The organism is Myroides odoratimimus (assembly GCF_004337635.1).
Lineage (GTDB): Bacteria > Bacteroidota > Bacteroidia > Flavobacteriales > Flavobacteriaceae > Flavobacterium > Flavobacterium odoratimimum.
The window spans coordinates 18185-44092 of the sequence record NZ_CP037427.1; the positions used below are offsets into that span (position 1 = coordinate 18185).

A 25908-nucleotide genomic window follows, 5' to 3' on the forward strand; every position below is an offset into this window, starting at 1 on the left:
ATTATGAAAGAAACAGAACAATACTATTTACGACAAGAAGAACCCAATAGAGGTTGCTTACAGGCATTAAGAAACATTATCTTGCAGTTAGATGATCATGTCACAGAGTCGTTAAAGTGGGGGACTCCTTGTTTTAGCTATAAGAATCGTATGTTCTGTTTTCTCGCTTTGACTAAAGAACCTAAAACACCTTATCTATTAATAGTAGAAGGAATGCGTATAGAACATCCTTTATTAGAAATAGGAAGTAGAAAGCGCATGAAAACATTAAGTATAGATGCCAATGCTGATTTACCTATTGATGCTATAATAGATGTTCTACAAGAAGCCTTAAACCTATATCGAAATGGGGTTATCAAAACAAAGTAATTTAGACTCAGACCATTTAATAAGTGTTAATTATAAAAACAACTAAGACTAATTGCCCATACAATTAGTCTTTTTAATTCTCATAATGCATGTTAACCAAACACTAAACCCCTAATAAACAATCAATAACAACACAACGTTATCATATCAAAAAGTTTAATATTTTGTTATTGAAAACTATAAAATATGTCATACATTTGTTTATACTCAATCTAAATAAAATGCATACCTTATTATTTTCAATTACAGCATTTGCTTTCTTTATGCTATATAACACTTCTCAGAAAGTAAAATATGAGAAGAAATGTACATTAACTACCTGGATTAGGTCAAACACTAAATTATCCAAGATTATCGCTTACTCACTATTAATAATAGCCTTAACAACAGAGTCTATTTATGAAGGTCTAGGAGTAGGAAGCTTAACGTTCTTTATCTTCTTAATGTTTATTGGTTCTGCTATTCTAACATTATATCCTATGTTATCATTTAAGACTAAACACATCGTTAGTTTTATAGGGTTAGGATTATTTCTAGAACTACTAATATTTTAATTATGCCCGCAAATAAAAAGCATTTAGAAAGTTCAATTATACAACGTATACTGAAGATAACTGCAGGTCTATTCGGAGGATTCTTAGTAAGTACAACATTTCACATGTTTCTAATGTACTTTTTCCCTTCTCATCCTATTTATACAACGATGTTCGTCACAGGATATGTATTATGGACCATCTTATTCATTATGGCCTTTATCATTGGCAACGGATATAAAATATGGTTAGCCTATATCGTGCTAACACTGGTTTTTTATTCACCTTATTTAATCGCTCCAATACATACCTAAACACAAGACACATCACTATTATGAATATTAGAAATTATAATAAATACTTCCACCTACATACGATAAGTGGGATTATTATTACAGTATTACTATACATTATCTTCTTCGCAGGTTCTTTCTCTTTCTTTAAAAATGAAATAGCGAATTGGCAAAGTAATAAACCACAAGAAAAAATAGCTGTTCAATCTATCAACTACAATACCTTATTAGACTCATTAGACAATCAAATAGGATTACAGGGTAGAAATATTTACTTCCGAATGAATGATAGAAGTAGAGTCATGAGCTATAATATCTCTACTTCACAAGACACCTTGTTACCTAAAGCGAAAGAACGTGACTTCGGTCTATATGACACTGCTACAGAAGAAAAACACGGATATGAAGAATCGTATTCTTTAGGAGGATTCTTATACAGACTTCACTTTTTAGCACAATTAAATGGTCTAGTTAATATCCATATCTCTCCATTTGGTTACTTTGTAGCTGGGTTAGTTTCTTTCATTTACATTTTTGCACTTATTACAGGCTTACTTGTACACTGGCAAAAGATAGTATCTAACTTCTATGTATTTAGACCTTGGGAAAAGCTAAAAACCGTATGGACTGACCTACATACAGCATTAGGTGTTATTACCTTTCCTTTCCAATTAATCTTTGCTATCACGGGAGCTTATTTCTTATTAAACTATCGAATAGTCGCAGCTACTATCATTGCATTAGGATATGGTGGTGATGCAGACAAATTTAGCAGTGATACCACACAAGATAGAGGAGCTAAAGAGATCGTATACCAACATAAAGCCATTGATAAAGAAATAGATCTAAACGCCTATATTCTTCAAACAGTAGAAAAATGGGATGATCCATATATCTCTAATATCTCTATACTTAATTATGGGGATGAAAGTATGACTGTAGCCATCAGTGGTAGAGCGCATAATGAAAAACAGTTAAATAGTCGTGGAGAAATAAAATATCACATTCATTCAGGAGAAGTAGAAGAGATAAGTAATCCTAATGAAAATCCTGGATATAGTTATATATTCTCTAACTTAGTTTATTTACTTCACTTTGGTTCTTTCGGAGGTTTAGCGACTCGTATCGTTTACTTCTTAGTAGGGATAGCTGGATGTATAGTCATTATATCTGGAGTACTGATCTGGTTAGTGGCCAGAGATAAAAAGAATGTTCCTGAACACAAACGCAAGTTTAACTTCTGGCTAGCAAATATCTATATGGCTATCTGCTTATCTATGTATCCTGTAACGGCATTAGCTTTTATAGCAGTAAAACTAAACCCAACAGGAGGGCAAAACTTTGTTTACTCCTTTTATTTCTGGACTTGGTTAGCTATCACGATCTTATTAAGCATCAGAAAGAATATTTATAAAACCAATAGAGACTGTTTATTAGTCGGAAGTATTATTGGTCTTACTATTCCTATCTTTAATGGTGTCATGACAGGTAACTGGATATGGGTAAGTTGGGTTAAAGGTTATTCTGATATCCTGCTTATTGATTTATTCTGGATCATCGTTCCACTTATCACACTATACTCGTGGAAACTAGTCAAAGATAAGCAAGAGAAAAAATTAAATACAGCAGTAGAATAGTTTACTCATTATTTCTATAAATCGAAAAAGCCTTTATATGATAAAACATATAAAGGCTTTTTACTTATCTAGTCTTTAACCATCCTGTAATGCTATAACGAGTATGATTTACCATCTTCACCTCGTGTTCTATACTCTTACTGTCAAACACGACAAGGCGTCCTGGTAAGGCATGTACAATCTCTTCTCTTTCATTTCCATGTTCGTCTTGTAGGTAAAGTGCTAACTCTCCGCCATAAGCTGGAGTCCATTCTTGATCATTCAAATATAACACTACAGACAGCGTTCTACGGCTATCTGATTGGAAAATATCTAAATGACGCTTATAACAAGTACCTGGAGGATAACACGCATAGTGAAACTCTCCTTCTTGAATACCTAGATAGCAAGTTCTGTTTACATATTCTAAGAAGTGATTCACTTTATTGAAATACATCTGCTCTACTTCATCAGGTTCTTTCTCATCTAACCATAAGATAGAGTCTCCTCTAATTTCTTCTACTATTTGTTCGCTACTTGCCTGCCCTATAGCTGCTTTTTTAAAACTGTGTAAGTCTTGTTTTAAAAGCAAATTTGCTCTTAACAAGTTGATCTCTTCTTCCGAAAAAAAACAGTCAACCACCGAGTATTTACGATTCACTAAATCGTCTATTATTAACTCATAAAATGGATTTAATTCAAAATCACCCATACATTAACAAATAAAAAGTACACAAATATAATTTACAAGACAAAAAAATCAACACACAAAAAGGTGTTTTTTTAAGCCAATTCACTGTTAATATGCACTTTTACAGATTTGATAATTCAAGAGGTTTCAAAAGCTTTTATCGAAGAGAGTATTGGCATTTTTTTAGAATATTTTGCAGGATTTTCATCAATATTCCACATCCTTTTACATGTCAAATAACCTCTTTAAAGTTATGAGGCTATAATTGCTTATAATAAAGATCAAAAACAGACTCAAAGCATATCAAATGAGCATATTATTATCAATAAAAAAAGGAAACTATAAGCTTCCTTCTTCTATATTTTATTTCTTTATAAATCATTATTATTGATTACTTTTAGTGCTAATTTGGGGATTAGCTATAGCTCCACAAGCAATACCATCAATAGTAATAGCTGTAGGACGAGACTTACCTCTTTTTCCATTACTTCGATTATCCCCTTCAATAGTATAGTAGACCTCAGCCTTATCCCCTCCTACGATATCCACAGCATCTACACCTGTTGCCTTTTTCCCTTGTGCAGCTACAGTATTATATATTTCTTCTTTTACAGTATTCTCTTTTAATATCTCTGTGATATTCTCTACTACAGTCTGCTTCACATCTATAGTAGCCACTGGTATATCCTTACTTCTTCCATCGAAGAAAAGATACTTTCCATCTTTAGTCGATTCGATACGTAGGGTATTAGAATCAAAAGATTCTCCTACAGATCCCTCTATAAATTTTCCGTCTTTGTCAAAACAAGCTTCGTTATAATATGTCAAAGTACCATTACCATTATCTTTTAACAGCGTAATTGCTTGGTTCAGTGACAAGATTTCTTTTATAGAATCATCCGTAGCACTTACCCACTGTACATCTCCATTCTTAGCCGTAATTAAAAAAGTACCTATTGCACCAGGTGCTATTTTATTAGGTGTAATACCTTTCTCAGCTACAGAGACTTGCATTGGGTTTAATACAGCCTTCCCTCCATTATCGATCTTGATAGAAGTATCTGCTGGAGTAGCTGCCTTCCCATTATTAGCTACATTAGTATATATTTCATTAACGACTTGTTCGTCTTTCAGTATCTCTGTAATATTATTAATAACACTGCCTGTCACATCGATAACCTGTGCTACACCTGCCTCATTCGTATACGTATATATACCATTTGCACCTTCCTTAATAGTGGTAATGATATTCAAGTCTTTAATAGGAGTGTTCACTTTTCCTCCTTTAGTATCTTCTAATACTAAGTCATCCCCTTTAACACCTAATACTTTATTTCGAGGAAAATTGTCTATATTATCAATAACGTCCTGATTATTTACTAATCTAACCCATTCTTTTCCTTTCCAATAGTAAAACCCAGAAGTAACCACACTATTCTCTGTTGTATTAAACACCAATAAGCTAGTCTCTACATCCCCTTTGTTTATAAGTGATTTATCGGTTAAGTCTTTTAAAGGAATACGCGGAATCAATACCCCTCTATACTCACCTGCATCTGCTTTTAACTCTAATAATGCTGATTTGTGCGGTGCTCTTATCCCAATACCAACTTGTGAAAAAGCTAATCCACTCATCATTAAAACTCCAATAGTAATTACCTTTTTTTTCATATCTCTTTGTTATAAACTAGCCTAAAAGTACTCAATTATTAACAATTTTTACAGCAATTAAATATCGTTTTCACAATCGTTACAAGATTCGATTTTAATAATTAACAACAATTACACTGTTTATAGAATACTTTTTTATTAATTTATTAAATCTTAAAATTTAACTATCAACTTTCGTTTAGCTACTTCTAATTTTTAGTTTTAAAAATATTTGATTTTTAAAACTTTTATACCCATATCGTATTAATTTAAGCAAATATCAATATAGATACAGCACAGATTAGGTATATTAACGATTAATCAAATCTTAAAAAGATCTACTATTAAAAAGCCAAAAATCATACCATAAATGGTATGCATATAGAGATAAATGAAATCCTATTATTTGTTTTAAACCCTTACCTGCTATTTGTTTCTAAATAAAAAAAGCAATAAGAAGAATTCTTCTTATTGCTTTTTTTTATTTCTCTTACTTGTATATTTAAGGAGTAACTATTTCTGTAGATACATATTTTAGTACAACAATATAATTTTTAGCCACTGGCAAAGTGTTATAAAAATTACCACTACCAAAACGGAATTTAACAGATGTATTTTTACTATTAGTTACACCATTAATTCATAATTTATTACTACTATCATAAATATGAGCTGTTAATAAATAATCTATATTACTCAATGGAATAGCCTTTATTTCTGAATTATACGTTAAGCTTGTCCCTGGAGGGGTTTCTACTTCTCCATTTATAATTCTAACAGTATAAACTCTTTGTCCCTCAACAGTTTCATTGGTCGCTATTGGTTTAGTAGTAATTTTTATATCGCTACCTTTCAAAGTTTCCCATTGTGGTTTACCATTTATATCTGTTACTAAATGCATATTCTTTTTCTCAGGAACAGTAGCTAATTTATCTATTGTAAGAGTACTAGGTGCTATCTTATCATTATCAATAGATTCTTTTTTAATCGACAAATTTACTCCTTCAAGAAGTGCTCCTGTGGCTAGCTGAGTTCCTGTTGTAGCATCCCCTACCACGATAATACCATCAGTAGTTAAATCAGCTTTTGTTGGTTTAATATCACTTTTAAGTGCCCACTCTACTCCACCTGTAGCATTAGTAGTTAATACTTTATCATTACCTTCTCCCTTTATCTTTTCTTTTGATACTGCATTATTAGCAATATGTCCTTCTTCAATACCTAGAGCTTTTACTTTTATTGATGCTGCATTTACTAATGCTAAATCTCCATCTGTTACTTCAATAGAAGCATCACCACTTAACTTAGTTCCTGCTGGTTTAATATCACTTTTAAGTGCCCACTCTACTCCGCCTGTAGCATTAGTAGTTAATACTTTATCATTACCTTCTCCCTTTATCTTTTCTTTTGATACTGCATTATTAGCAATATGTCCTTCTTCAATACCTAGAGCTTTTACTTTTATTGATGCTGCATTTACTAATGCTAAATCTCCATCTGTTACTTCAATAGAAGCATCACCACTTAACTTAGTTCCTGCTGGTTTAATATCACTTTTAAGTGCCCACTCTACTCCACCTGTAGCATTAGTAGTTAATACTTTATCATTACCTTCTCCCTTTATCTTTTCTTTTGATACTGCATTATTAGCAATATGTCCTTCTTCAATACCTAGAGCTTTTACTTTTATTGATGCTGCATTTACTAATGCTAAATCTCCATCTGTTACTTCAATAGAAGCATCACCACTTAACTTAGTTCCTGCTGGTTTAATATCACTTTTAAGTGCCCACTCTACTCCACCTGTAGCATTAGTAGTTAATACTTTATCATTACCTTCTCCCTTTATCTTTTCTTTTGATACTGCATTATTAGCAATATGTCCTTCTTCAATACCTAGAGCTTTTACTTTTATTGACGCTGCATTTACTAATGCTAAATCTCCATCTGTTACTTCAATAGAAGCATCACCACTTAACTTAGTTCCTGCTGGTTTAATATTACTTTGAGGTACCCACTCCGCTTTTGTTCCATCATCACTTGTAACTAAAACTTGATTAGCTTTATCTTCAGCTGATATTTTAATAGGCATAACACTATTATCACCTATACCAATAGTAACATCATTCAACACAGAAGCTGTCCCATTAGTAATACTAATACCATCTAATACCTTCAGTTCTTTCTTATCAGTGATATTATTTCCATCTACTTTAGGTTTTCCTGGAGTCCATTTAGTTCCATCATAAACAAGTGCAAGGTCTTTATCTGTTGCAGGATTTGCTTTAGCTACTTCTACTCCTTTAATCTTATCTACGCTTGTACTATCCGCCTTTCCTGACACATCTCCTCCTAAAGTGATACCTGAAGGGTCAGCATTAACTGTATATGTAATTTGTCCATTTACTGGAGGTGCCTCATCAACTTTAATTCCTGTTCCTTCTTCAACCTTAACTTTAGTTGCTGCACTAGTAACTAAGTCTTTAATCCAAGTCTCAAAATTTGTACTTGATTGTAATTCTTTAGATATTTCTATTTCAGTATCTTTTCCATCCTCTGCTTTATACACTAAAACAGTTTCTCCTGCCTCTTGTTTAACGGATAATTTTGTTAATGTTTCAGATAAATGCTCACTCGATTTAGACATCAAAGCTCTCCAAAGTGTTCCATCCCAAAAATAGAATCCAGATTTCAATACATCTGTTGGAAGTTTTGCCTTGTGGTACACTAATAAACTCTCAGGATATATCCCCCCTTTAATAGTAGTAATATCTTTCTCACCTGTTAAAAAAACACGTGGGATTAAAACACCTTTAGTATCTGATCCTACATCTAACACTGCTGTCCCATCAGGTATAATTGATTTACCAATACCAATACCATCTTGAGCTTGCATCGTACTCAGTGCCATAAATGCTACACCAGCAAATAGTAATTTCTTTTTCATAGTATTCTTTTTATTTCACAATATTTTCACAAACAAAAACAGTTAAAAACAACCCATAACAAATACAAATTATCTTAACATAAAACAAAACTAATAAAAATATTAACACATTTAACAATAAAAGACAAAATAATTAATACCATTTAATCCTTTACGCTAAAAAAACACGCCTACATTCTCCTTAAAACCAAAAATTATCTCAGTAATCAAAAAAGAACTATTGCTTTAATGCAATAAAATACCAGATATTCCTAATAATAAATAACTCCTCTCTACTAGAAAGCCAACTAATCCGAATCACTATACCACAAAAAAAATCCCTCAGTAACACATGCTACTGAGGGAATCTTATTATCCTAGTATATTATCTACTTATTCTTCATCTGCGACTATGGCTTCCCATTGTCCGAATAGGGTGAAACCTACTGCCTTAGCTAAAGCTATAGAAGTATCATTATCTGTCTGGCATCTATACTGAGGTACATGCCCTCTATCAATCACCTCTAGACAAATAGCCTGAACTAAACGTGTCGCAATCCCCCTACCTCTATAGGCATCATCCGTTATCACTCCTATATCTGCTAGCTTAGTTTCTTCCCATGGATACACACTCACAGCGCCTACTAGCCGATCTCCATCGAAGGCGCCATATACGATCCAATGCTTTAAAGAAACATAAGCTCCATCGAGATCTTCTTCTGAGCATACAGATTCGAACTTTCTAAACGCCTCTTTATCCGTTTCTATAGACAAAGCTCTGATCACTATCCCTTCTGTGATATCACTAAGCTGAGAGACTCTATTATCTAATAGATAATAAATATAATCTGGTGAGTGCAATTCTAACTTACAGGTAGAGATAGCCTCTCTAAGAGTATGGATAGAGTACTCCTCTAATTCCCTTAGCTTTAATGCTTCTGCTACCATTGGGGTGACTACAGCCATGGTATGCTTATTCGTCATTTCTAAAATCATGACTTTATACAGCTCATCTAAGGCTGGATTAGACACTAATGTAAACACCTCATCTAGATGAATAATACTTCCCTGCACCATCTGAGATCTCCAGTAAGTATGTACTTCTTCTACAAATTCGCCCATGATCTATATACTTCTTATACCTTATTACTTTATCGTTGTCCCTATCAGAGCACGAGAGTCATAATGACTTATCCCTCTCAACTTATCCTGAAACACTAACATCAATACTCCTATTAATATAAACGGAACACTTAACCACTGCCCCATATTCAACATCATATCTTGTTCGAAGGCTACCTGATTCTCTTTAAAGAACTCTAACACAAATCTAGTCAGGAACATCAGAATTAAAAAATAAGAAAAGATCACTCCATTATTCCTTACCTTCTGACTGCGGTATAAAAACCACAAGATCACTCCTGTCAATATATACCCAAAGGCTTCGTATAGCTGAGTAGGGTGACGTGGAATCATATCATCATGAGCAAATATAACTCCCCAACTCCCACTCGTCGGCTTGCCATAGATCTCTGAATTCATAAAGTTACCAAAGCGAATAAATGCTCCTGCTATCGGTACTCCTAAGGCTATTCTATCCAAAATCCAAAATGCTCCTATCTTATACTTACGACAGTATAGATAGATCGCTAGCAGTACTCCGATAGCTCCTCCATGACTAGCTAACCCCATAAACCCTACATACTCATACACTCCATCGACCTTAGCGAAAGGGATAATAATCTCTAAGGGGTGCTGCATATAGTAATCAAACTCATAAAATAAACAGTGTCCTAACCTAGCTCCTAATACTGTACCTACGATAATATATAATAACAGTTTGTCTAAATACGCCTGCGGAATGCGCTCTTTCTGAAAAACATAACTCACAATCTTATAGCCTAGGATAATCCCCAAGGCAAAAAGAACTCCATAATAACGCACAGGTACAGCACCTATTTTAATCATTTCGGGATTGGCATCCCATAGCACAGCAGCTAAACTCATCTATTTAGTTTAATTATTAACAAGGGTACAAAGTACTGCATTTATAATAACCTAGAGATATAATATTTTGTTATTTTGTTAGCGCGATTTACTATTTGGGTACTCATTTATACATCTGCTAACACGGGAACATCTATGGTACTTAAAACCTCCTCACCCTGCGAATCCTCATCCAATAAAAGAGAATAATAGCACTGCAGCCACATTACTACTATCATCATAGGAGTAGATATCATCCCATAATCTCAGATTACCTTTTATAGATGATACAATGATACTTTCTAAGATAGAAGAATATTATACTTATTTAATGAGAATATATCGTCTTATTTTATGACCTCCTTGCGATTAAAAAAACTGTATGCATAGGCCCATCTTGATACTATCTTAGACTGATATTATGAATATACGAAACAAGAAACAAAATACTTAGCTTGCACTTCTTAGGAGATTCCTAGGAGATTTCTAGGGCTTTTCTTGCCCAGGAGGCGTCTTTGTCGAAGAAAGGTGCAAGAAACCCTCAAGCAATCTCCTAGCAAATCAATACAAAACTAGCCTTAGTTTATGAATAAAGACAGATAAGAAATAGGTCTTTTACGTACTTTTTTTAATCATGATATTTGAATATTCTATTATTCAAATATTTGTATTACTTTTTTTATTTTATTGCTTATATAATTACAACATTTTATTATTATTCGGACTCATATTTATGTTTCCATCTTAAAACCAGCTTGTTTTTTTCTATATATTTGGATATTATAATGTAAGTAATCTAAAGATTATTATGAGAAATATTTTTTGCTTATTGCTAGTTCTATTTTCTACACTTTGTTTTGGACAGAAGTCTGTGGATGTTATGATTATTAGAAATAATAATGACACTATTTATTCACAACTTAGGATAGAAAGAAATCTGTTTGATAGAAAGTTAATCGATGAAGCATCTTTTTATAGGAGATTAGTTCTTTTAGATAGCAATGGGAAAAAAACAGTCAAATTAAAAGCTAGTGATGTAAAGAAATTACAGTTTATTGATTTAAAAGGAGTGGAAAAAATTTATGTAAATGGTGGAGATGTTTTGCAACGCCTTGTATTTGATGGAAAAAAAATAAAATGGTATAAATTTCTTAGCCAACATATGATGGATAGATCTATTCAATATTTTGATTATTTAGTTGATCAAGATAATAAGAGATATAATATGGGTCTTTTTAATAGTAAAAGAAAAAAACTTCTTGAGGCTACTGCTTCTAAACCAGAGCTAATCGATCGAATAGAAAATTCAAGTTTAAATGATGCTGAAATACTTGGGATTTTAAGCGATTTTGAAAACTTAGATTAATTTTATAATAGAGTTTAATTATTCTTTTTTTAATATCGCTTATAGAGTTATTGACAGTATTACGCTTCTACTTTTATTAGATAAAATTAAATAACTAGAGAATAATAAAGTGAATTAGAAAAACTACCTTTGCTCCATGAATAAAGCAGAGATACTTAAAAACTTAAATATTGAGGCATTAAATGAAATGCAAACCAAAGCATTTAGTGCAGCTCAGAAGAACCCAAATATTATCCTTCTTTCCCCTACAGGATCAGGTAAGACAGTTGCATTCTTAATGCCTTTGTTAGAACGATTAGACCCTGCTATCAAAGGAGTACAGGCAGTTATACTAGTACCAACTAGAGAACTTGCTCTACAGATAGAGACTGTATTTAAGAAGATGGGAACACCTTTTAAGATTAACTCTTGTTATGGAGGGCATTCTACTAAAACAGAAATAAAGAATTTTAGCACACCACCAACAGTATTAGTGGGTACACCAGGTCGAGTGGCTTTTCACGTAGAAGAGTTTTCTTTTAACACAGAGACTGTGACTAGCTATGTAGTAGATGAGTTTGATAAAGCTCTAGAGATGGGCTTCCAGACTGATATGGATTATATTATCAATTCGTTTGATAATATCTCTTTCAGAATGCTTACATCTGCTACTGCTTTAAAGAAGATTCCTGAGTTTACAGGTATAGTAGATCCTGAGCGTATTCACTTCTTAAAGAAAACAGAGGTAATGCCAGACCTAACTTTTAGTCAGGTTATTTCTACTGCAGAAGAGAAGTTAGAGACTGTGATTAAGCTTATTGGTAAGATAGGTAAGGACACTATTCTTATCTTCTGTAATCACCGTGATGCCGTAGCTCGTATTAGTGAAACATTGACTAAAAAAGGAGTTGCGAATAGTGCTTTTCACGGAGGAATGTTACAAGAAGATAGGGAGCGTGCTATCATGAAGTTTAGAAATAAAAGTGCACATATTCTTATCGCAACAGACTTAGCAGCTAGAGGACTTGATATCCCTGAGATTGGTCATGTGATTCACTATCAGATACCACAGAAAGAAGATGCTTTTATTCATAGGAATGGACGTACTGCACGTATGAAGGCATCAGGTAAAGCCTATGTGATGATTACTAAAGAAGAGAATATCGAGTTTATCAACCCTGATATGCCGATAGAAGACCTTGATGGAAGCTATACTATCGACAATAAAACAGATTTTAAAACAATCTATATCAGTGCTGGTAAAAAAGATAAAGTCAACAAAGGGGATATAGTAGGCTATTTAATCAAGACAGGAGGATTAACTAAAGAAGATATAGGAATGATAGATGTACGTGATACACAGGCTTTCGTAGCAGTGAATACAAAGAAAGTTAAGGCTCTACTGACTGCACTAGTAGATACAAGACTTAAAAATAAGAGAGTAAAGATAGAGATAGCTAGAGACTAATTTAGCTAATATATACAATGAAAGCCTTGGTACATATCTTGTATCAAGGCTTTTCTTATTTAAACTTCATTCTATGACGCGGTAGATTGATTTCAGAAGCTTTAGGATAAGGCTGGCGATGAGTAAGACTCACATCTTCTCTTACCTTAGACTCTGTAGTCTGATAGTGTTCATCCTCATAGTGATAACGAGGATCAGCCATAAAAGGCAATCTCGCCATTTTTAGAATCTGTACATTGGGAAAGTGATATTCTACCTCCACCGTTCCTAATAACAAATAACAACCACCTCCTACGAAAGGATATTCCTCTAAGCTATCAGGGAAGTGTACCGTGTCAAAATACTGTCCATTGGCATCTATCCAAGTACCGAAGTACATACTCCCTTTAGAAGTAGGTACGTGCTTACGAGCAATTAAGTAACCGAGCATTCTTACTGTTTTCTTATGATGGTGTATTAAATCACAGACCATTACATCTCCTCTGAACTTCGTTTTTAATAAATCAAAAGGCATACAAGAAATAGGAAAGCCCAACAACTCTAACTCATCAAATGCGTCTTCGTATACAGAGCGCGTTAAGGTCGGAAAAGTGTATTCCTGTATAGGTTCTTGTAATAAAGTAAGTGTAGGAGTTGGCTCCTTTTTACTCAACAGTAGTTTTGCCTGAATCAATAACTCATTCTTTTGTTTGCCAAAGGATTGAAAAGCACCGATGAATATTAACTTCTGTAAAGAGTCCATCGCTATAGAAATACGTTGTATAAAGTCATAGAGAGATTCATATCTACCATTGGCTTTTCTCTCTTTTAAAATAGCTTTAAGCAACTCTATATTTAATCCTTCTATGAGTTTTAACCCTAAGAATAGCTCTTTACCTATTAAAGTAGTCTGCAATTCACTAGCATTAATACAAGGTGGCAATACATGAGCACCTGACATCGCTGCTTCGTGTATATAAACTTCTGTGCGATAGAACCCTCCTTCGTTATTGATAACCGCAGTGATAAATTCTAATGGATAGTAAGTTTTAAGATATAGACTTTGATAACTTTCTATGGCATAAGAGGCAGAGTGTGCTTTACAAAAAGAATACCCTGCGAATGACTCTATCTGTCTGTATATTTCTTCACTAAGTGCCCTAGGATGTCCTTTAAGATCACAATGCTCAAAGAACCTGTCTTTCACAGCCTGTAACCCTGCTAGAGAACGGCTTTTGCCACTCATTGCCCTGCGCAGAATATCTCCATCAGCAGCAGGTAGTCCGCCGTAGTGTAACGCTATTTTGATCACATCTTCTTGATAGACCATGATGCCATAGGTTTCGCCTAATTGTTCTTTAAATACAGGATGAAAGTATTCAAATTGATTAGGGTGGTTATGGCGATAGATATATTCTTGCATCATCCCACTCTGTGCTACCCCAGGGCGTATAATAGAAGAAGCTGCTACTAGTATTTTGTAATTATCACATTGCAACCTTCTTAATAATCCACGCATAGCAGGACTTTCTATATAAAAACAGCCAATCGTATTACCTATTTTTAACTGTTGGTTACACAGCTCTTCATCTTTAGATAAAGCAATATTTCGAATATCAACTTCTATTCCTTGATTTTGAAGAATGAGTTCAGTAGCTTCATCTATATGCCCAATGCCTCGTTGGCTAAGGATATCAAATTTATCAAAACCAATATCTTCAGCAGTATGCATATCAAACTGTACCACAGGAAATCCCTTAGGAGGAAAGTCTAATGCGGTATAGCGAGTAATAGGATCCTCCGAAATCAAAATACCACAAGCATGCATTGTACGCTGATTAGGAAAACCTTCTAACAATTGTCCGTATTGATGGATTAGAAGCACGATACTGTTCGTTTCGTGGTCTTCTATAGGATTACGCGTTAGTGTGTCTAATTCGTTCTTAGATAGCCCGTACACCTTTCCTATTTCTCTAATAATAGAACGATATTTAAAAGTAGATACTGCACCACAGAACGCCACGTGCTCTTTTCCATATCGCGTAAAGATGTATTGAAGGATATCATCCCGTTGATTCCAAGACCAATCAATATCAAAATCAGGAGGAGACTTTCTATTCTGATTTAAAAAACGCTCGAAGTACAAGTCTAGTTCTAAAGGACATACATTAGTAATACCTAGGCAATAGCCCACTATACTATTGGCACCACTACCCCGTCCGATATGCATATAGCCTTGACTATTGCTATACTGAATAATGTCCCAGGTAATCAGAAAATACCCCTCAAAGTTAAGTTGATCTATTACGCTGAGTTCTTTAGCTAATCTTTCTTGGGCAAGAGTATGATCTTCTCCATATATTTTGACCATCCCTTCATAGGCTAGTTGTTGTAATAAATTCAAGTCACTAACCTTATCTTCAGTATAGTGTTTTTTATTTCTAGGAACTTTAAAAGAAAAAGAATAATTGCACTCACTCATTAGTCTTTGAGTGTTCTCTATCAGCTCAGGATAATCCTTAAACTCTGCTATGATTTGTTCTTCAGATTTAAAACTATCTTGAGGAGAAGCGCAGTCTTTCTCTATTAATTTAGAGAGTAGAGTATTCTTATCTATTGCATGTAGAATACAGTGTAGTTTATATTCTTCTTCATTCAAATGATTGACTGTATGCAGGACAACTAGCTTATCCATTAATGATCTCCACTTCTCTGCATAGAGTAGAGAAAGTTGATTATTTTGTACTCCAATATATTCCCACTCTTTTAGAGTAGGAACCACAGTTGAGAATGGATAAATCACAAAACAGTTTTGAAAGTCTGGAGCAGTAGAAGATACTGTAATAATCTCTTCATTTATATCCGTCAAGAACTGACCTATTTCACTAAAGCCTTCTTCATTTTTAGCAATGAGAATATAGTGTAATTTATCCTCAGTTCTGATTTCAGTACCTATTATTGGTTTGATAGCGGTCTCTTTACAAGCTGTAATAAACTCATATACACCACTTAGATTATTGATATCAGTCAGCGCCATTGTACTAATATGATATTGTTTACCTAATTCTACAAGACGCTGTATAGGAATAGTCCCATAGCGCAAGCTATAATATGAATGACAGTTTAATAACATGTTTTTATTTAATTATGAATTTAAATTAGGAATTAGGAATCACTGCCTTTGGCAACAGATGATACACACAGCGCATACCACACTACATCAACACACAGTAAAGGCGATTACTATACGCCCCAAAACGTAAATACAATGTTGTATATCGCCATAAATCAAGACGATAAGAAGACACTGCTTAGATGTTTTGTGAAATCAGATAGTTTAGTTTATCATATCAATTGTCAGTTTATCACGTCACATAAGTACATCATAGCCTAGCCAAAAATTCCTAATTCTTAATAATCGTCCCTACGATTGGGTGTCGATAGGACGTGATATACATTGTGGTTACGTTGTCGGACGTATGTAATACGTCCCTACGGTTGTGTGCCGATGGAACGTGATATACATTGTGATTACGTTGTCAGACGTATGTAATATGTCCCTACGGTTGGGTGCCGATAGGACGTGTTATACATTGTGGCTACGCTGTCGGAAGTATGTAATCGTCCCTACGATTATGTGTCGATAGAACATGATATGCATACTGAATGCCGCAGGCAATATTCCTAATTCTTAATTCCTAATTTTTAATTCCCCGAAGGGTCTCATTCTTTCTTCATTTTCAAGAAAGCCCCAGAACACCTTGCTACAGCATCTACACCATAGCGTTTCTTCATTTTATCCATTGCCTGATAGAGCGCCATCATCTCTTCTGTATCTTCGAATAAGTTCATTTGGTATGTTCCTCGTACCAGCCCACTAAACTGAACACCTATAAGGCGAAGACGCATTCTTCTTTGGAATACTTTATCAAATAACTCATGGACTAATTTAATAAGCGTATGATCTGCTGATGTATAAGCTATCCGAGTTTGTTTGGTCTCTGTATCAAAGTTCGTATAGCGTATTTTCACAGTAATGATAGAAGTAAGCCATTCTTCGGAACGCAGTTGATAAGCCAGTTTCTCCACCATACCTGTAAAGATAGATTTGAGCATAGGGATGTCTATGGTATCTTGGTCAAAAGTGTGTTCGGACGAAATAGACTTTCGCTCTCTATAGGGCTCTACAGGTGTGAGGTCAATGCCATTAGCTTTTTTCCATAAGTCTATACCATTTTTACCCAATAACTTTTGGAGTATTTGATGTGGCATTTCAGATAGCGTCTGTATATTCCGAATACCAATGCGAGAGAGTAGCGTATAACTAACTTCTCCTAACATAGGGATTTTGCGGATAGACAGTGGATTGAGGAAGGGCTGTACTTCAGGTGTTGTAATATTGAGAGCTCCTTTAGGCTTAGCCTCTCCTGTCCCTATTTTAGAGACTGTTTTATTAATAGATAAAGCATAACTTAAGGGTAATCCAGATTCGTGTTGTATCGTTTGCGTCAATTCTTTGATCCAAAGTGCTGATCCAAAGAATTTGTCCATTCCTGTTAGATCTAAGTAAAACTCATCTATACTCGCCTTTTCCATAACGGGAGCTTTCTCTGTAATAATATCCGTAACGAGATGAGACATCTTAGAGTATAACTGCATATCTCCTTTTCGGACGATGGCTTGTGGACATAAACGAGTAGCCATACGAATAGGCATGGCAGACCTCACCCCGAATTGCCTTGCTTCATATGAACAACTAGAGACGACTCCGCGATCTCCTCCACCGATAATGATAGGTAGCCCATTTAGAGAAGAATCTACTAAACGCTCACAAGACACAAAGAAAGTGTCTAAATCTAAATGTGCAATCGCCCTTTCCATAATAGAAATAATTAAAAAATCTTGTACGAAATTACTATCTATATTAGCAATAATACGTATATTTGATGCTATAAATAATAGCAAATGTCGTTTTTATCAGATAATATAAGGTATCTACGTGCTCAGAAGATCATGTCTCAGCAGAAAGTAGCAGATGAGTTAATGATAACTCGTGCACGTTATTCAAAGTATGAAGAAGGAGCCTCTGAGCCACCTTTAGAAGTATTATTGCGTATTTCTCGTTTCTTTCATGTCAGTGTGGACTTGATGATTTCTGTTGATTTGCGCAAAGTTCCCATGCAAGATTTACTAAAGCTTGAGGACAACCGTATTCTATTGCCTATTATGGTAGATCCTCATGGCAATAACTTTATTGAGATTATTCCTCATAAAGCGAGAGCAGGATATTTGACAGGGTATGCAGATCCAGAGTTTATTCAGAACCTAGACCAGATCTCTCTTCCATTCCTAAAAGAAGGGAAGTATAGAGCCTTTCCTATAGAAGGGGATTCTATGCCTCCACATCAGGAAGGTTCTTTTATCATCGGTAGTTATATCGAGCGTCTAGATTATATCCGAAACGGACATACATATATCATCATTACAGCAAATGAAGGGGTGGTTTATAAACGTGTATATCGCATAGATGATGAGACGTTAGAACTACACTCAGACAATACCTTTTACGAGCCTTATCGCATTAAAGCGTATGATGTATTAGAAATATGGGAATATGCGAGTAGTATCGCTACAGAAGAGTTTAAACCAGAAGACCTAGGAGAACCAGATACTAAGGCAATGTTCCAAGAAATTAGACATATGCTAGGAGAAGTGATTAAGAAAGTGAAATAAGCCACTAAGAAATTACGAATTACCTTTAGATTTGCTAACTGAGAATATGATAATATTGTAGAGAATAAATAAAACAACCTAATCAACAAAGTGAACCAGACGAATTACAAGGATAACGCCCTAAAATTCGAGTAGGACTTTGTTGATTTTACTAAAGAGTATCAGACTAGTAATTAAGACGTCGAGGTCTAGTATTAAGGTTTAGATGATATTTTAGTAACAGGTTGCCTTAAATAATTATCATATGGACAAATTTACACAATTTATCGGAATAGATATTTCCAAAGATTATTTTGATGTAGCTATTTATGTAGATGCTAATTCTTGTAAACACAATCAGTTTGAAAACACTAAAACGGGAGTTGATCAATTTATGAAGTGGATGAAAAGCGAAGGATGTTGTGTAGAGGAAACATTGATATGTATGGAGCATACAGGTATTTATAAAAATATTTTAGTAGATATTTTGCTTTCAAAGAATTGTAATCTATGGGTAGAAATGGCTTATAGAATTATAAGAAGTAGTGGAATACAAAGAGGAAAGAATGACAAGATAGATTCTAAAAGGATAGCATTGTATGCTAAGAAAAATCAAGAAGAAGCGAAGCTCTTTAAAGCATCAAAGGCTGTATTGAATAAGATTCAGGCTCTATTGGGACAGCGAGAGATGAGTATAGCTCATAAGACAGCTATAGAAGTAAGAACCAACGAATTTAAGGGGTTTAATGATGAACTGTACAAGGTTTTGTCTAAAAATGATAAGGCTATTATCAAGGCTTTAGAGAACGCTATAAAGGTGATTGAAGAACAGTTAAATACTCTTATTAGAGAAAATCAAGAGGTATCTGAGATATTTGATTGTGTGATTTCTGTAAGAGGTGTTGGAGATATTACAGCGATGTTTTTAATATGTTATACCAATGCGTTTACATCATTTGAAGACTCTCGACAATTAGCATCTTATTGTGGTGTTGTCCCTTTTGAATATACTTCAGGTAAAAGTGTAAGAGGCAAAGCTAAAGTACACTTTATGGCTAATAAAAAGCTTAAAAAACTTTTACATCTCTGTGCTTTATCAGCTGTTAGATGGGACCCAGAGATAAGGGCTTATTACGAGAGGAAAGTTGGAGAAGGTAAGCATAAGATGCTTGTTTTAAACAATGTTAGAAACAAGCTTGTACAGCGTATATGTTCTTGTGTTAGGAATAAAAAAGCTTATGAGGTACGACAAGTAGCATAAACATCATACATTGAATTAGAAACAAAAATAGAGGATAATACGGATATAATCCTCAGGTTAGATATGCCTTGTTTTATTGAGTTATTCTCAAAAATAAGGTGTAAAATATATTAATAATGATTTGCTTTTATCATAGTAATCGAATTACGAGGCTTGCCTTTTAGGCATTAATAAAAGAATTAAAAATGTTGCTTGCAACACTCATTAATTAGGAATTGAGAATTAGGAATTTATGACTTCAGCATAGGTATGTATATCTGGCAGATAAAATCATAAGTGTTAAACCCATCAAAAAAGCCATTACTTGTTTTTAAGTAATGGCTTTTGTATTTATTAATAGAATCCTAATTCCCGAAGGGAAAGCATTCCTAATTCCTAATTTATAACTCCTAATTAAAAGTTATGCTCTATTGATATCAATAAGGATTTTAACTTGTTCTGGATTGCTTACTAAGGCTTCAAAACCATTTGTTACAATCTCGTCTAAACCAATTTTATTTGTCACTAATTTTTCTACCTCCATACGACCAGAGTCGATTAAGTTAATTACTTCAGGGAAGATATTTCTATAAGCGATAACCCCTTTTACAGTGATCTCTCTTAATACTTGATCTAAAGCATCGTGTTGAACTGGTTTTCCGAATAAAGCAACTAATACAGCAGTACCTCCATTACGAGTAGAAGCAATACCTGTATTATAAGAAGCTTGTACTCCAGCACAATCTAAGAATACATTAACTCCTAGACCACCAGTCAAGGCTTTAATCTTAGCAGGAAGATCAGCTTCCATAGCATTGAATACATGAGTAGCTCCGATTTCTTTTGCTTTCTCTAAGCGTTTCTCTGCTACATCTGTAACGATCACAGTAGACGCACCAGCTGCTAAAGCTGCTTGAGCACATAGTAACCCGATAGGTCCTGCACCAGATACTAATACTGTCTGTCCTACTTTTAGACCACTCTGTAGTACTGAGTATACAGCTACTGCAGCAGGCTCTACTAAAGCACCTTGTTCAAAAGACATCGTATCAGGAATTTTGTGAATCATATAATCTTCAACCACTACGTATTTTGCAAATCCTCCATTACCTGCTAATCCGATGAAACCTAAGTGTTCTCCTAAGTTGTATTCTCCAGAAGCTACGAATGGACTATCGAAGTTTTTATAGATAGGCTCAATTACTACACGATCCCCTACTTTAATATTTTTTACACCTTCACCTAATTCTTCAACGATACCTGAGAACTCATGTCCTAAAGTAGTTACACCCTGATGACCATTTAATGGATAAGGTTTGTCTAATGGAATTAATTGAGGCCCGTGTACATATTCGTGTAAGTCTGATCCACAGATACCAGCATATTGAACTGCTACTTTTACCTGTCCTTTAGCTGGAGTAGGGATTTCTGTTTGTTCTACTCTAATATCTTTGGCTGCATACCAGCGTGCTGCTTTCATTGTGCTCATAATAATATTCTTTTTTATGTTTCACTCAAATATACTGAGAAAACTAGAGAATATTCGTTTCCCGCGAAGCTTTGGTTGTTAATTATTAATCAATATTGTGTTATCATTTTAAGACTGCAAGTGTTTTAGAATGATAACTTCTAAAATGAAAGAGATAATGTAGTTTGTTAAGTATCTATGTTTAAATTTTAACGTAAAAGAGAGGAGTGTTTTTATAAGAAAACGATTATTGAAATAAGGTTAGATTGAGATTAGAATAATTGCTTTTACGAACTTTTTAAAGAAAGGTGCAAACTAGGTGCTCAAGGGCATAAAAAAAGCCCGATAACGAGTGTTATCGGGCTTTTCAGCGGAGAAAGAGGGAATATAACCTATATATAAATAGAGTGTGATAAAATACTATTATTTTGATTTATTGACAGTTATGTTTTTATTAAGTCGATTAAATACCTTAAAATACTATATGATAGTATCAAAATTGGGTGTATATTTGGGTGCTATTACAAATAACTATGACTATAAAAAGAAAGATAACTATTGCTATTGAAAAGAGAAAGAAAGATGGTGTATTAATCACAGAGAACGTTCCAATTCGTGCAAGAGTGGTATATAATGGTGGCCGTGTAGAACTCTTTACAGGCTACCGCATTGATGCTTCTAAATGGGATGAAGCAAAAGAAAAGGTACGCAATGGGTGTACCAATAAGCTAAAACAAAGCTCTTCCGAAATCAATACAGCAATACAGGAGCTATCTACTACAATTGATAGAATCTTTAAAGAGTATGAATTGAAGAATGAAGTACCTTCTTTTGAACTCTTTAAAGATGAAATAAAACGCTACTCAGATAAACAAACCATATCAGCGACAGAAAAGAACTTGTTTACGGCTTTTGATGAGTTTGTCAAAAACAGCGGAAAACGCAACGATTGGACAACTGCTACTTACACTAAGTTTAATACTGTTCGCTCACATCTTTTTTCTTTCAAAAGCAACTTTCAGTTTACTGATATTAACGAAAAGACGTTATTAGACTACGTTTCATTTCTACGCATTGAAAAACAGATGCGTAACAGTACCATCGAAAAGCAGATTAGTTTTGTAAAGTGGTTTTTGAAGTGGTGTAAAAACAACAATTATACAATTACCTATAATTTTGAAGAGTTTAAACCAAAGTTAAAAGAAACCTCTAAAAAGATAATCTTTTTAACTCAAGAGGAAATCGAACAGATTAAATCAACGGATTTAGGCACAAAGTCGTACTTAGAACGTGTGCGTGATGTATTACTTTTCTGTTGTTACACAGGACTTCGCTATTCAGATGCTTTTAACCTAACAAGACACGACATTAAAAATGATGCGATTGAGTTTGTTACCAAAAAGACAAATGATATGCTGAGAGTTGAATTAAACAAACATAGTAGAGCAATATTAGAGAAGTACAAAGATGTACCTTTTGAAAAAGGAAAGGCGCTACCTGTCATTTCTAATCAAAAGATGAATGACTATATAAAAGAACTTGGAGAGTTAGCTGAAGTTAACGAACCAATCCGAGAAACGTATTATGTAGGCAATGAAAGAATAGATGAAGTAAAACCTAAATACGAACATTTAAGCACTCACGTAGGGCGAAGAACATTTATATGTACAGCTTTATCGTTAGGGATACCTGTACAGGTTGTAATGAAATGGACAGGACATTCAGACTACAAATCAATGAAACCTTATATTGATGTAGCTGATACGATTAAAGCGAATGCAATGACTAAATTTGATATGATATGAATACAGTAGATGCCCAATTAGAATTAACAAGATTTATGACTGATAACACAATAGTGATGTGGGAAAAAGAATTAAACACATCAGGAAATTCGTTTAATTTCGATTCCCAAGATATTTATAGACAATATATGATTAATATCTTAATGTTTGATTTTAAAGACCGAATAGATTCTGCAAAAGACACACAAGAAAGAAAAGAAATTTTATCTATTGTTAGAGAAAATTTGGAGACAATAATTAAGTTGTATGAAAAAAATTCTGATTTCTTCACTAATCTTGATAGAGATGGACTTCGGTTAAAGAAATACCGAGAAAGAAATAAAAATAGTTTGTCAGATAATGATTTAACAATGGAATTGTATAGAGAAACGGAATTGCCTGAACGTAAAACCTACTTTGAGTCAAGTTTTTACAAAGAGATAGGTTTTTTAAACTACGACTACCACCAAGAGATATATAATCATAGTAAAAGGCTTTTAAAAGATGTGAAATCAAATTTTAAGGACTATGAAATGTATGACAATGATTATCTTTTTATTAATGACAAGCCTATATTTTCAATGAGACTTATTAGTAAACTACATAGTATTGTAAACAATCAATTTATTGAAGATATATCAGAATATGATTTTTATAGAGAGATAAATATCTTACATACAGTGAATAAAATAAAAATCAAAGAGGATTTTCTATACACTTTCTTTTATGTAATTCATTGCTTACATAATAACATAGAAAACAAAAGTTTAAAGAAAAAGTGGTTTGCTCAAATATTAAAAGAATTTAAGATTAAGAAAGCAACTTATGACTCTAAGTATAAACACATAACAGGTAGCAATGCCAATGATACATTAAAAGAGTATCGCAATCTCATTGATTCAGCTTTTAAACAATAAAGTACTATAAAAGCCTTTAAAATTTATAAATCCACCTTTGAACCACTTTAGAATTTTACTAAAGTGGTTTTTTTGTGCAATAAAGTGTGTATTTCCACCTCCTCTCCACCTTACCCTCTTCGTAGTTTTGAATTGTTCGAACATCACAAAATCGTATAATTTAAAAACTAAAACTATGTATATAAGTGAATTAAAAGAAAAGCCAGTTTGGCAAATGACAGGAGAAGAACTATTACAGTTATTACAAACAGTATCTATAAAGGAGTTCCAACAGCTCAATACTCCACAAGAAACGCAACAATCTACAAAGCGTTATGTTTACGGAATACGTGGTATAGCAGACCTACTTGGGTGCAGTATTACCACTGCTAATAAAATCAAGAAAGAAGGTCACATCAAAAAAGCGATTATCCAAAGAGGTAGAAAAATCATAGTCGATGCTGACTTGGCATTAGAACTATTCGCTAAAAAATAAAAGGGACAACCTCCGCAAATCGCCCCTTAATATCCAATTAAAGTATAACTCAATTCTTATCGTGTAAAGATAAGGATTATTAAAAAATAAGTAAATATGAGCTTAGATATACCCTATATCCGAGTAGGAACTGCTTACTTTAAAATCATCGAAAAACCTTTGATATCAGGCGATAAAGTTAAAGTAATGGTGCGTTGGACTCGTGAAACGATTGTATCAGATCACGGAAAGTCCTACTTAGAAAACGTCTTAAAATTAGATGGCTTTTGCTGTATTCCAGACCATCTTAACTATCAACCAATCGTAGAAAACTTTTTTAATACCTATAATGAATTAAATATGAAACCAATAGAAGAAGATTTTAACTTAAATGAATTAGAACAATTGATTCCAAACTCACTACACTTTGTAAAGCACATATTCGGAAGTGAACAATACGAATATGGTTTAGACTATCTAAAGCTATTGTATGAGAAGCCAACGCAAACCTTACCAATATTGTGCCTTGTTAGTAAAGAACGTGCGACAGGAAAAAGCTCTTTTATCAAATGGCTTAAAAATATTTTTGGGCTCAATATGACTTATATCAAAGGAGATTCTTTTGGTTCTCAATTTAACGCTGATTGGGCAAGTATGTTATTAGTTGCCATAGATGAAGTATTCTTTGATAAGAAAGAGATTACAGAGCGTTTAAAGTACCTTTCTACTACTGACAAAGACAAAGTTGAAGCAAAGGGAAAAGACAGACAGGAAATAGAGTTTTTCGCCAAGTTTATTCTTTGCTCTAACAATGAGGATGATTTCATTCAAATAGACGAAGAAGAAATACGTTTTTGGATTCGAAAGATTAAACCTATTGAATCAGAAGACGTTCACTTTATCAAGAAGCTAACAAGTGAAGTTCCTTATTTCATCAAATACTTACTTCTACGACCTTATTACACCACGCAACAAACCCGAATGTGGTTTACACCTAAACAGATACTTACAGCTTCCCTTTTAAAACTAATTAGTAAAAACAAAATAGAGATTTCACTTTTAGAACTTTTAAACCTGTGCTTTGAAAAGGTTGCCGAGGATGAAATTTGCGTAGCTCCCAATGATTTACTCTTGTTATTACGCAAGACAAACCCAAAACTAATAATATCTGCTAGTGAAATAAGAAAGATTTTAAAGAAATGGGATTTTGAACCACAAAACAACACAAAATCTTATCAAGGAATAGAGCTTTTATCTCACGGAGAATTTGTTAAAATAGAACGTAGAGGACGTTACTACATCATTAAAAAAGATTTATTCTATAAAATATTTGATGCAATGATGCAAGAATAGATTAAACTATTGTTTACTAACAAGTTATACTGCATCAAAGTTTGCATCAAACTAAAAACACGTCAAGTTTGATGCAAGAGTGATGCAAGAAACAAAATGAGTTTGATGCAGTGATGCAAGAGTG

The 25908-nt window shown here is 33.8% G+C and carries 20 protein-coding genes; 12 read left to right on the forward strand and 8 right to left on the reverse strand.

Going from position 1 to position 25908, the window contains the following annotated elements; translation table 11 throughout:
- The first annotated feature begins 3 nt into the window (after positions 1 to 3).
- The 4 genes from E0Z07_RS00095 to E0Z07_RS00110 all read left to right on the forward strand — a co-directional run bounded on the left by E0Z07_RS00095 (position 4) and on the right by E0Z07_RS00110 (position 2832).
- Positions 4 to 369: a DUF1801 domain-containing protein gene (locus tag E0Z07_RS00095; protein ID WP_006258604.1), complete on the forward strand. Its 366-nt coding sequence runs from the start codon at positions 4 to 6 to the stop codon at positions 367 to 369.
- A 221-nt stretch (positions 370 to 590) separates the two neighbouring features.
- Entirely contained in the window at positions 591 to 923 is a 333-nt protein-coding gene (locus tag E0Z07_RS00100; RefSeq protein WP_225581760.1) for a hypothetical protein, read from the forward strand.
- Between the two features lie 2 nt (positions 924 to 925).
- A complete protein-coding gene (locus E0Z07_RS00105) occupies positions 926 to 1216 on the forward strand; it encodes a hypothetical protein (protein ID WP_006258606.1) in 291 nt (96 codons plus the stop codon).
- A 20-nt stretch (positions 1217 to 1236) separates the two neighbouring features.
- Complete coding sequence (locus tag E0Z07_RS00110) at positions 1237 to 2832, forward strand: PepSY-associated TM helix domain-containing protein (RefSeq protein ID WP_006258607.1); 1596 nt, start codon at positions 1237 to 1239, stop codon at positions 2830 to 2832.
- A 64-nt stretch (positions 2833 to 2896) separates the two neighbouring features.
- Here E0Z07_RS00110 and E0Z07_RS00115 read toward each other — a convergent pair whose 3' ends face one another.
- The 5 genes from E0Z07_RS00115 to lgt all read right to left on the reverse strand — a co-directional run bounded on the left by E0Z07_RS00115 (position 2897) and on the right by lgt (position 10085).
- Positions 2897 to 3523, reverse strand: coding sequence for a 2OG-Fe(II) oxygenase (locus E0Z07_RS00115; protein ID WP_006258608.1), 627 nt, complete (start codon positions 3521 to 3523; stop codon positions 2897 to 2899).
- 363 nt (positions 3524 to 3886) lie between these two features.
- The gene (locus E0Z07_RS00120; protein WP_006258609.1) at positions 3887 to 5173 is read right to left on the reverse strand and encodes a hypothetical protein; all 1287 of its coding nucleotides are present in this window, start codon (positions 5171 to 5173) and stop codon (positions 3887 to 3889) included.
- Positions 5174 to 5792: 619 nt separating this feature from the next.
- Positions 5793 to 8099 (reverse strand): hypothetical protein, encoded by a 2307-nt coding sequence (locus E0Z07_RS00125; protein ID WP_115283933.1) that lies wholly within the window; start codon positions 8097 to 8099, stop codon positions 5793 to 5795.
- A gap of 372 nt (positions 8100 to 8471) precedes the next feature.
- Complete coding sequence (locus tag E0Z07_RS00130) at positions 8472 to 9200, reverse strand: GNAT family N-acetyltransferase (RefSeq protein ID WP_006258612.1); 729 nt, start codon at positions 9198 to 9200, stop codon at positions 8472 to 8474.
- 24 nt (positions 9201 to 9224) lie between these two features.
- Positions 9225 to 10085 (reverse strand): prolipoprotein diacylglyceryl transferase, encoded by an 861-nt coding sequence (gene lgt / locus E0Z07_RS00135; RefSeq protein ID WP_006258613.1) that lies wholly within the window; start codon positions 10083 to 10085, stop codon positions 9225 to 9227.
- 787 nt (positions 10086 to 10872) lie between these two features.
- Between lgt and E0Z07_RS00140 the strand changes: the two genes are divergently transcribed.
- Together E0Z07_RS00140 and E0Z07_RS00145 are read left to right on the forward strand one after the other, a co-directional pair.
- Positions 10873 to 11430 (forward strand): hypothetical protein, encoded by a 558-nt coding sequence (locus E0Z07_RS00140; protein ID WP_006258614.1) that lies wholly within the window; start codon positions 10873 to 10875, stop codon positions 11428 to 11430.
- 136 nt (positions 11431 to 11566) lie between these two features.
- A complete protein-coding gene (locus E0Z07_RS00145; protein WP_006258615.1) occupies positions 11567 to 12877 on the forward strand; it encodes a DEAD/DEAH box helicase in 1311 nt (436 codons plus the stop codon).
- Positions 12878 to 12932: 55 nt separating this feature from the next.
- Here the strand turns inward: E0Z07_RS00145 and E0Z07_RS00150 are convergent, their stop codons facing one another.
- Together E0Z07_RS00150 and dinB are read right to left on the reverse strand one after the other, a co-directional pair.
- Complete coding sequence (locus tag E0Z07_RS00150; protein ID WP_006258616.1) at positions 12933 to 15989, reverse strand: DNA polymerase III subunit alpha; 3057 nt, start codon at positions 15987 to 15989, stop codon at positions 12933 to 12935.
- Between the two features lie 590 nt (positions 15990 to 16579).
- A complete protein-coding gene (gene dinB, locus E0Z07_RS00155) occupies positions 16580 to 17737 on the reverse strand; it encodes a DNA polymerase IV (RefSeq protein ID WP_437440461.1) in 1158 nt (385 codons plus the stop codon).
- Positions 17738 to 17821: 84 nt separating this feature from the next.
- On the opposite strand from dinB, the gene E0Z07_RS00160 reads away from it, so the two are divergent.
- Together E0Z07_RS00160 and E0Z07_RS00165 are read left to right on the forward strand one after the other, a co-directional pair.
- Positions 17822 to 18589, forward strand: a complete 768-nt coding sequence (locus E0Z07_RS00160; RefSeq protein WP_006258618.1) for an XRE family transcriptional regulator — start codon at positions 17822 to 17824, stop codon at positions 18587 to 18589.
- Positions 18590 to 18833: 244 nt separating this feature from the next.
- Positions 18834 to 19829 carry an IS110 family RNA-guided transposase gene (locus E0Z07_RS00165; RefSeq protein WP_006258619.1) on the forward strand — a complete coding sequence of 332 codons (996 nt, stop codon included), beginning with the start codon at positions 18834 to 18836 and terminating at the stop codon, positions 19827 to 19829.
- Positions 19830 to 20229: 400 nt separating this feature from the next.
- Here the strand turns inward: E0Z07_RS00165 and E0Z07_RS00170 are convergent, their stop codons facing one another.
- Positions 20230 to 21297 carry a 2,3-butanediol dehydrogenase gene (locus E0Z07_RS00170; RefSeq protein WP_006258620.1) on the reverse strand — a complete coding sequence of 356 codons (1068 nt, stop codon included), beginning with the start codon at positions 21295 to 21297 and terminating at the stop codon, positions 20230 to 20232.
- A gap of 512 nt (positions 21298 to 21809) precedes the next feature.
- Between E0Z07_RS00170 and E0Z07_RS00175 the strand changes: the two genes are divergently transcribed.
- The 4 genes from E0Z07_RS00175 (at position 21810) to E0Z07_RS00190 (ending at position 25784) form a co-directional block, all read left to right on the forward strand.
- Positions 21810 to 23081 carry a site-specific integrase gene (locus tag E0Z07_RS00175; protein ID WP_131540115.1) on the forward strand — a complete coding sequence of 424 codons (1272 nt, stop codon included), beginning with the start codon at positions 21810 to 21812 and terminating at the stop codon, positions 23079 to 23081.
- Entirely contained in the window at positions 23078 to 23977 is a 900-nt protein-coding gene (locus E0Z07_RS00180) for a hypothetical protein (RefSeq protein ID WP_131540116.1), read from the forward strand. Before E0Z07_RS00175 ends, E0Z07_RS00180 begins: the two co-directional genes overlap by 4 nt.
- 175 nt (positions 23978 to 24152) lie before the next feature.
- On the forward strand, positions 24153 to 24452 hold the full coding sequence (locus tag E0Z07_RS00185; protein WP_131540117.1) for a DUF3853 family protein: 300 nt from the start codon (positions 24153 to 24155) through the stop codon (positions 24450 to 24452).
- A 96-nt stretch (positions 24453 to 24548) separates the two neighbouring features.
- The gene (locus tag E0Z07_RS00190; RefSeq protein WP_006260873.1) at positions 24549 to 25784 is read left to right on the forward strand and encodes a primase-helicase family protein; all 1236 of its coding nucleotides are present in this window, start codon (positions 24549 to 24551) and stop codon (positions 25782 to 25784) included.
- The last annotated feature ends 124 nt before the right edge of the window (positions 25785 to 25908 follow it).

Coding starts and splice junctions, on each gene's coding strand:
- E0Z07_RS00095 (WP_006258604.1), top strand. CDS start 4: ATGAAAGAAACAGAACAATACTATTTACGACAAGAAGAACCCAATAGA.
- E0Z07_RS00115 (WP_006258608.1), bottom strand. CDS start 3,523: ATGGGTGATTTTGAATTAAATCCATTTTATGAGTTAATAATAGACGAT.
- E0Z07_RS00110 (WP_006258607.1), top strand. CDS start 1,237: ATGAATATTAGAAATTATAATAAATACTTCCACCTACATACGATAAGT.
- E0Z07_RS00125 (WP_115283933.1), bottom strand. CDS start 8,099: ATGAAAAAGAAATTACTATTTGCTGGTGTAGCATTTATGGCACTGAGT.
- E0Z07_RS00175 (WP_131540115.1), top strand. CDS start 21,810: ATGACTATAAAAAGAAAGATAACTATTGCTATTGAAAAGAGAAAGAAA.
- E0Z07_RS00130 (WP_006258612.1), bottom strand. CDS start 9,200: ATGGGCGAATTTGTAGAAGAAGTACATACTTACTGGAGATCTCAGATG.
- E0Z07_RS00120 (WP_006258609.1), bottom strand. CDS start 5,173: ATGAAAAAAAAGGTAATTACTATTGGAGTTTTAATGATGAGTGGATTA.
- E0Z07_RS00105 (WP_006258606.1), top strand. CDS start 926: ATGCCCGCAAATAAAAAGCATTTAGAAAGTTCAATTATACAACGTATA.
- dinB (WP_437440461.1), bottom strand. CDS start 17,737: ATGGAAAGGGCGATTGCACATTTAGATTTAGACACTTTCTTTGTGTCT.
- E0Z07_RS00100 (WP_225581760.1), top strand. CDS start 591: ATGCATACCTTATTATTTTCAATTACAGCATTTGCTTTCTTTATGCTA.
- lgt (WP_006258613.1), bottom strand. CDS start 10,085: ATGAGTTTAGCTGCTGTGCTATGGGATGCCAATCCCGAAATGATTAAA.
- E0Z07_RS00190 (WP_006260873.1), top strand. CDS start 24,549: ATGAGCTTAGATATACCCTATATCCGAGTAGGAACTGCTTACTTTAAA.
- E0Z07_RS00140 (WP_006258614.1), top strand. CDS start 10,873: ATGAGAAATATTTTTTGCTTATTGCTAGTTCTATTTTCTACACTTTGT.
- E0Z07_RS00145 (WP_006258615.1), top strand. CDS start 11,567: ATGAATAAAGCAGAGATACTTAAAAACTTAAATATTGAGGCATTAAAT.
- E0Z07_RS00165 (WP_006258619.1), top strand. CDS start 18,834: ATGGACAAATTTACACAATTTATCGGAATAGATATTTCCAAAGATTAT.
- E0Z07_RS00170 (WP_006258620.1), bottom strand. CDS start 21,297: ATGAGCACAATGAAAGCAGCACGCTGGTATGCAGCCAAAGATATTAGA.
- E0Z07_RS00180 (WP_131540116.1), top strand. CDS start 23,078: ATGAATACAGTAGATGCCCAATTAGAATTAACAAGATTTATGACTGAT.
- E0Z07_RS00160 (WP_006258618.1), top strand. CDS start 17,822: ATGTCGTTTTTATCAGATAATATAAGGTATCTACGTGCTCAGAAGATC.
- E0Z07_RS00150 (WP_006258616.1), bottom strand. CDS start 15,989: ATGTTATTAAACTGTCATTCATATTATAGCTTGCGCTATGGGACTATT.
- E0Z07_RS00185 (WP_131540117.1), top strand. CDS start 24,153: ATGTATATAAGTGAATTAAAAGAAAAGCCAGTTTGGCAAATGACAGGA.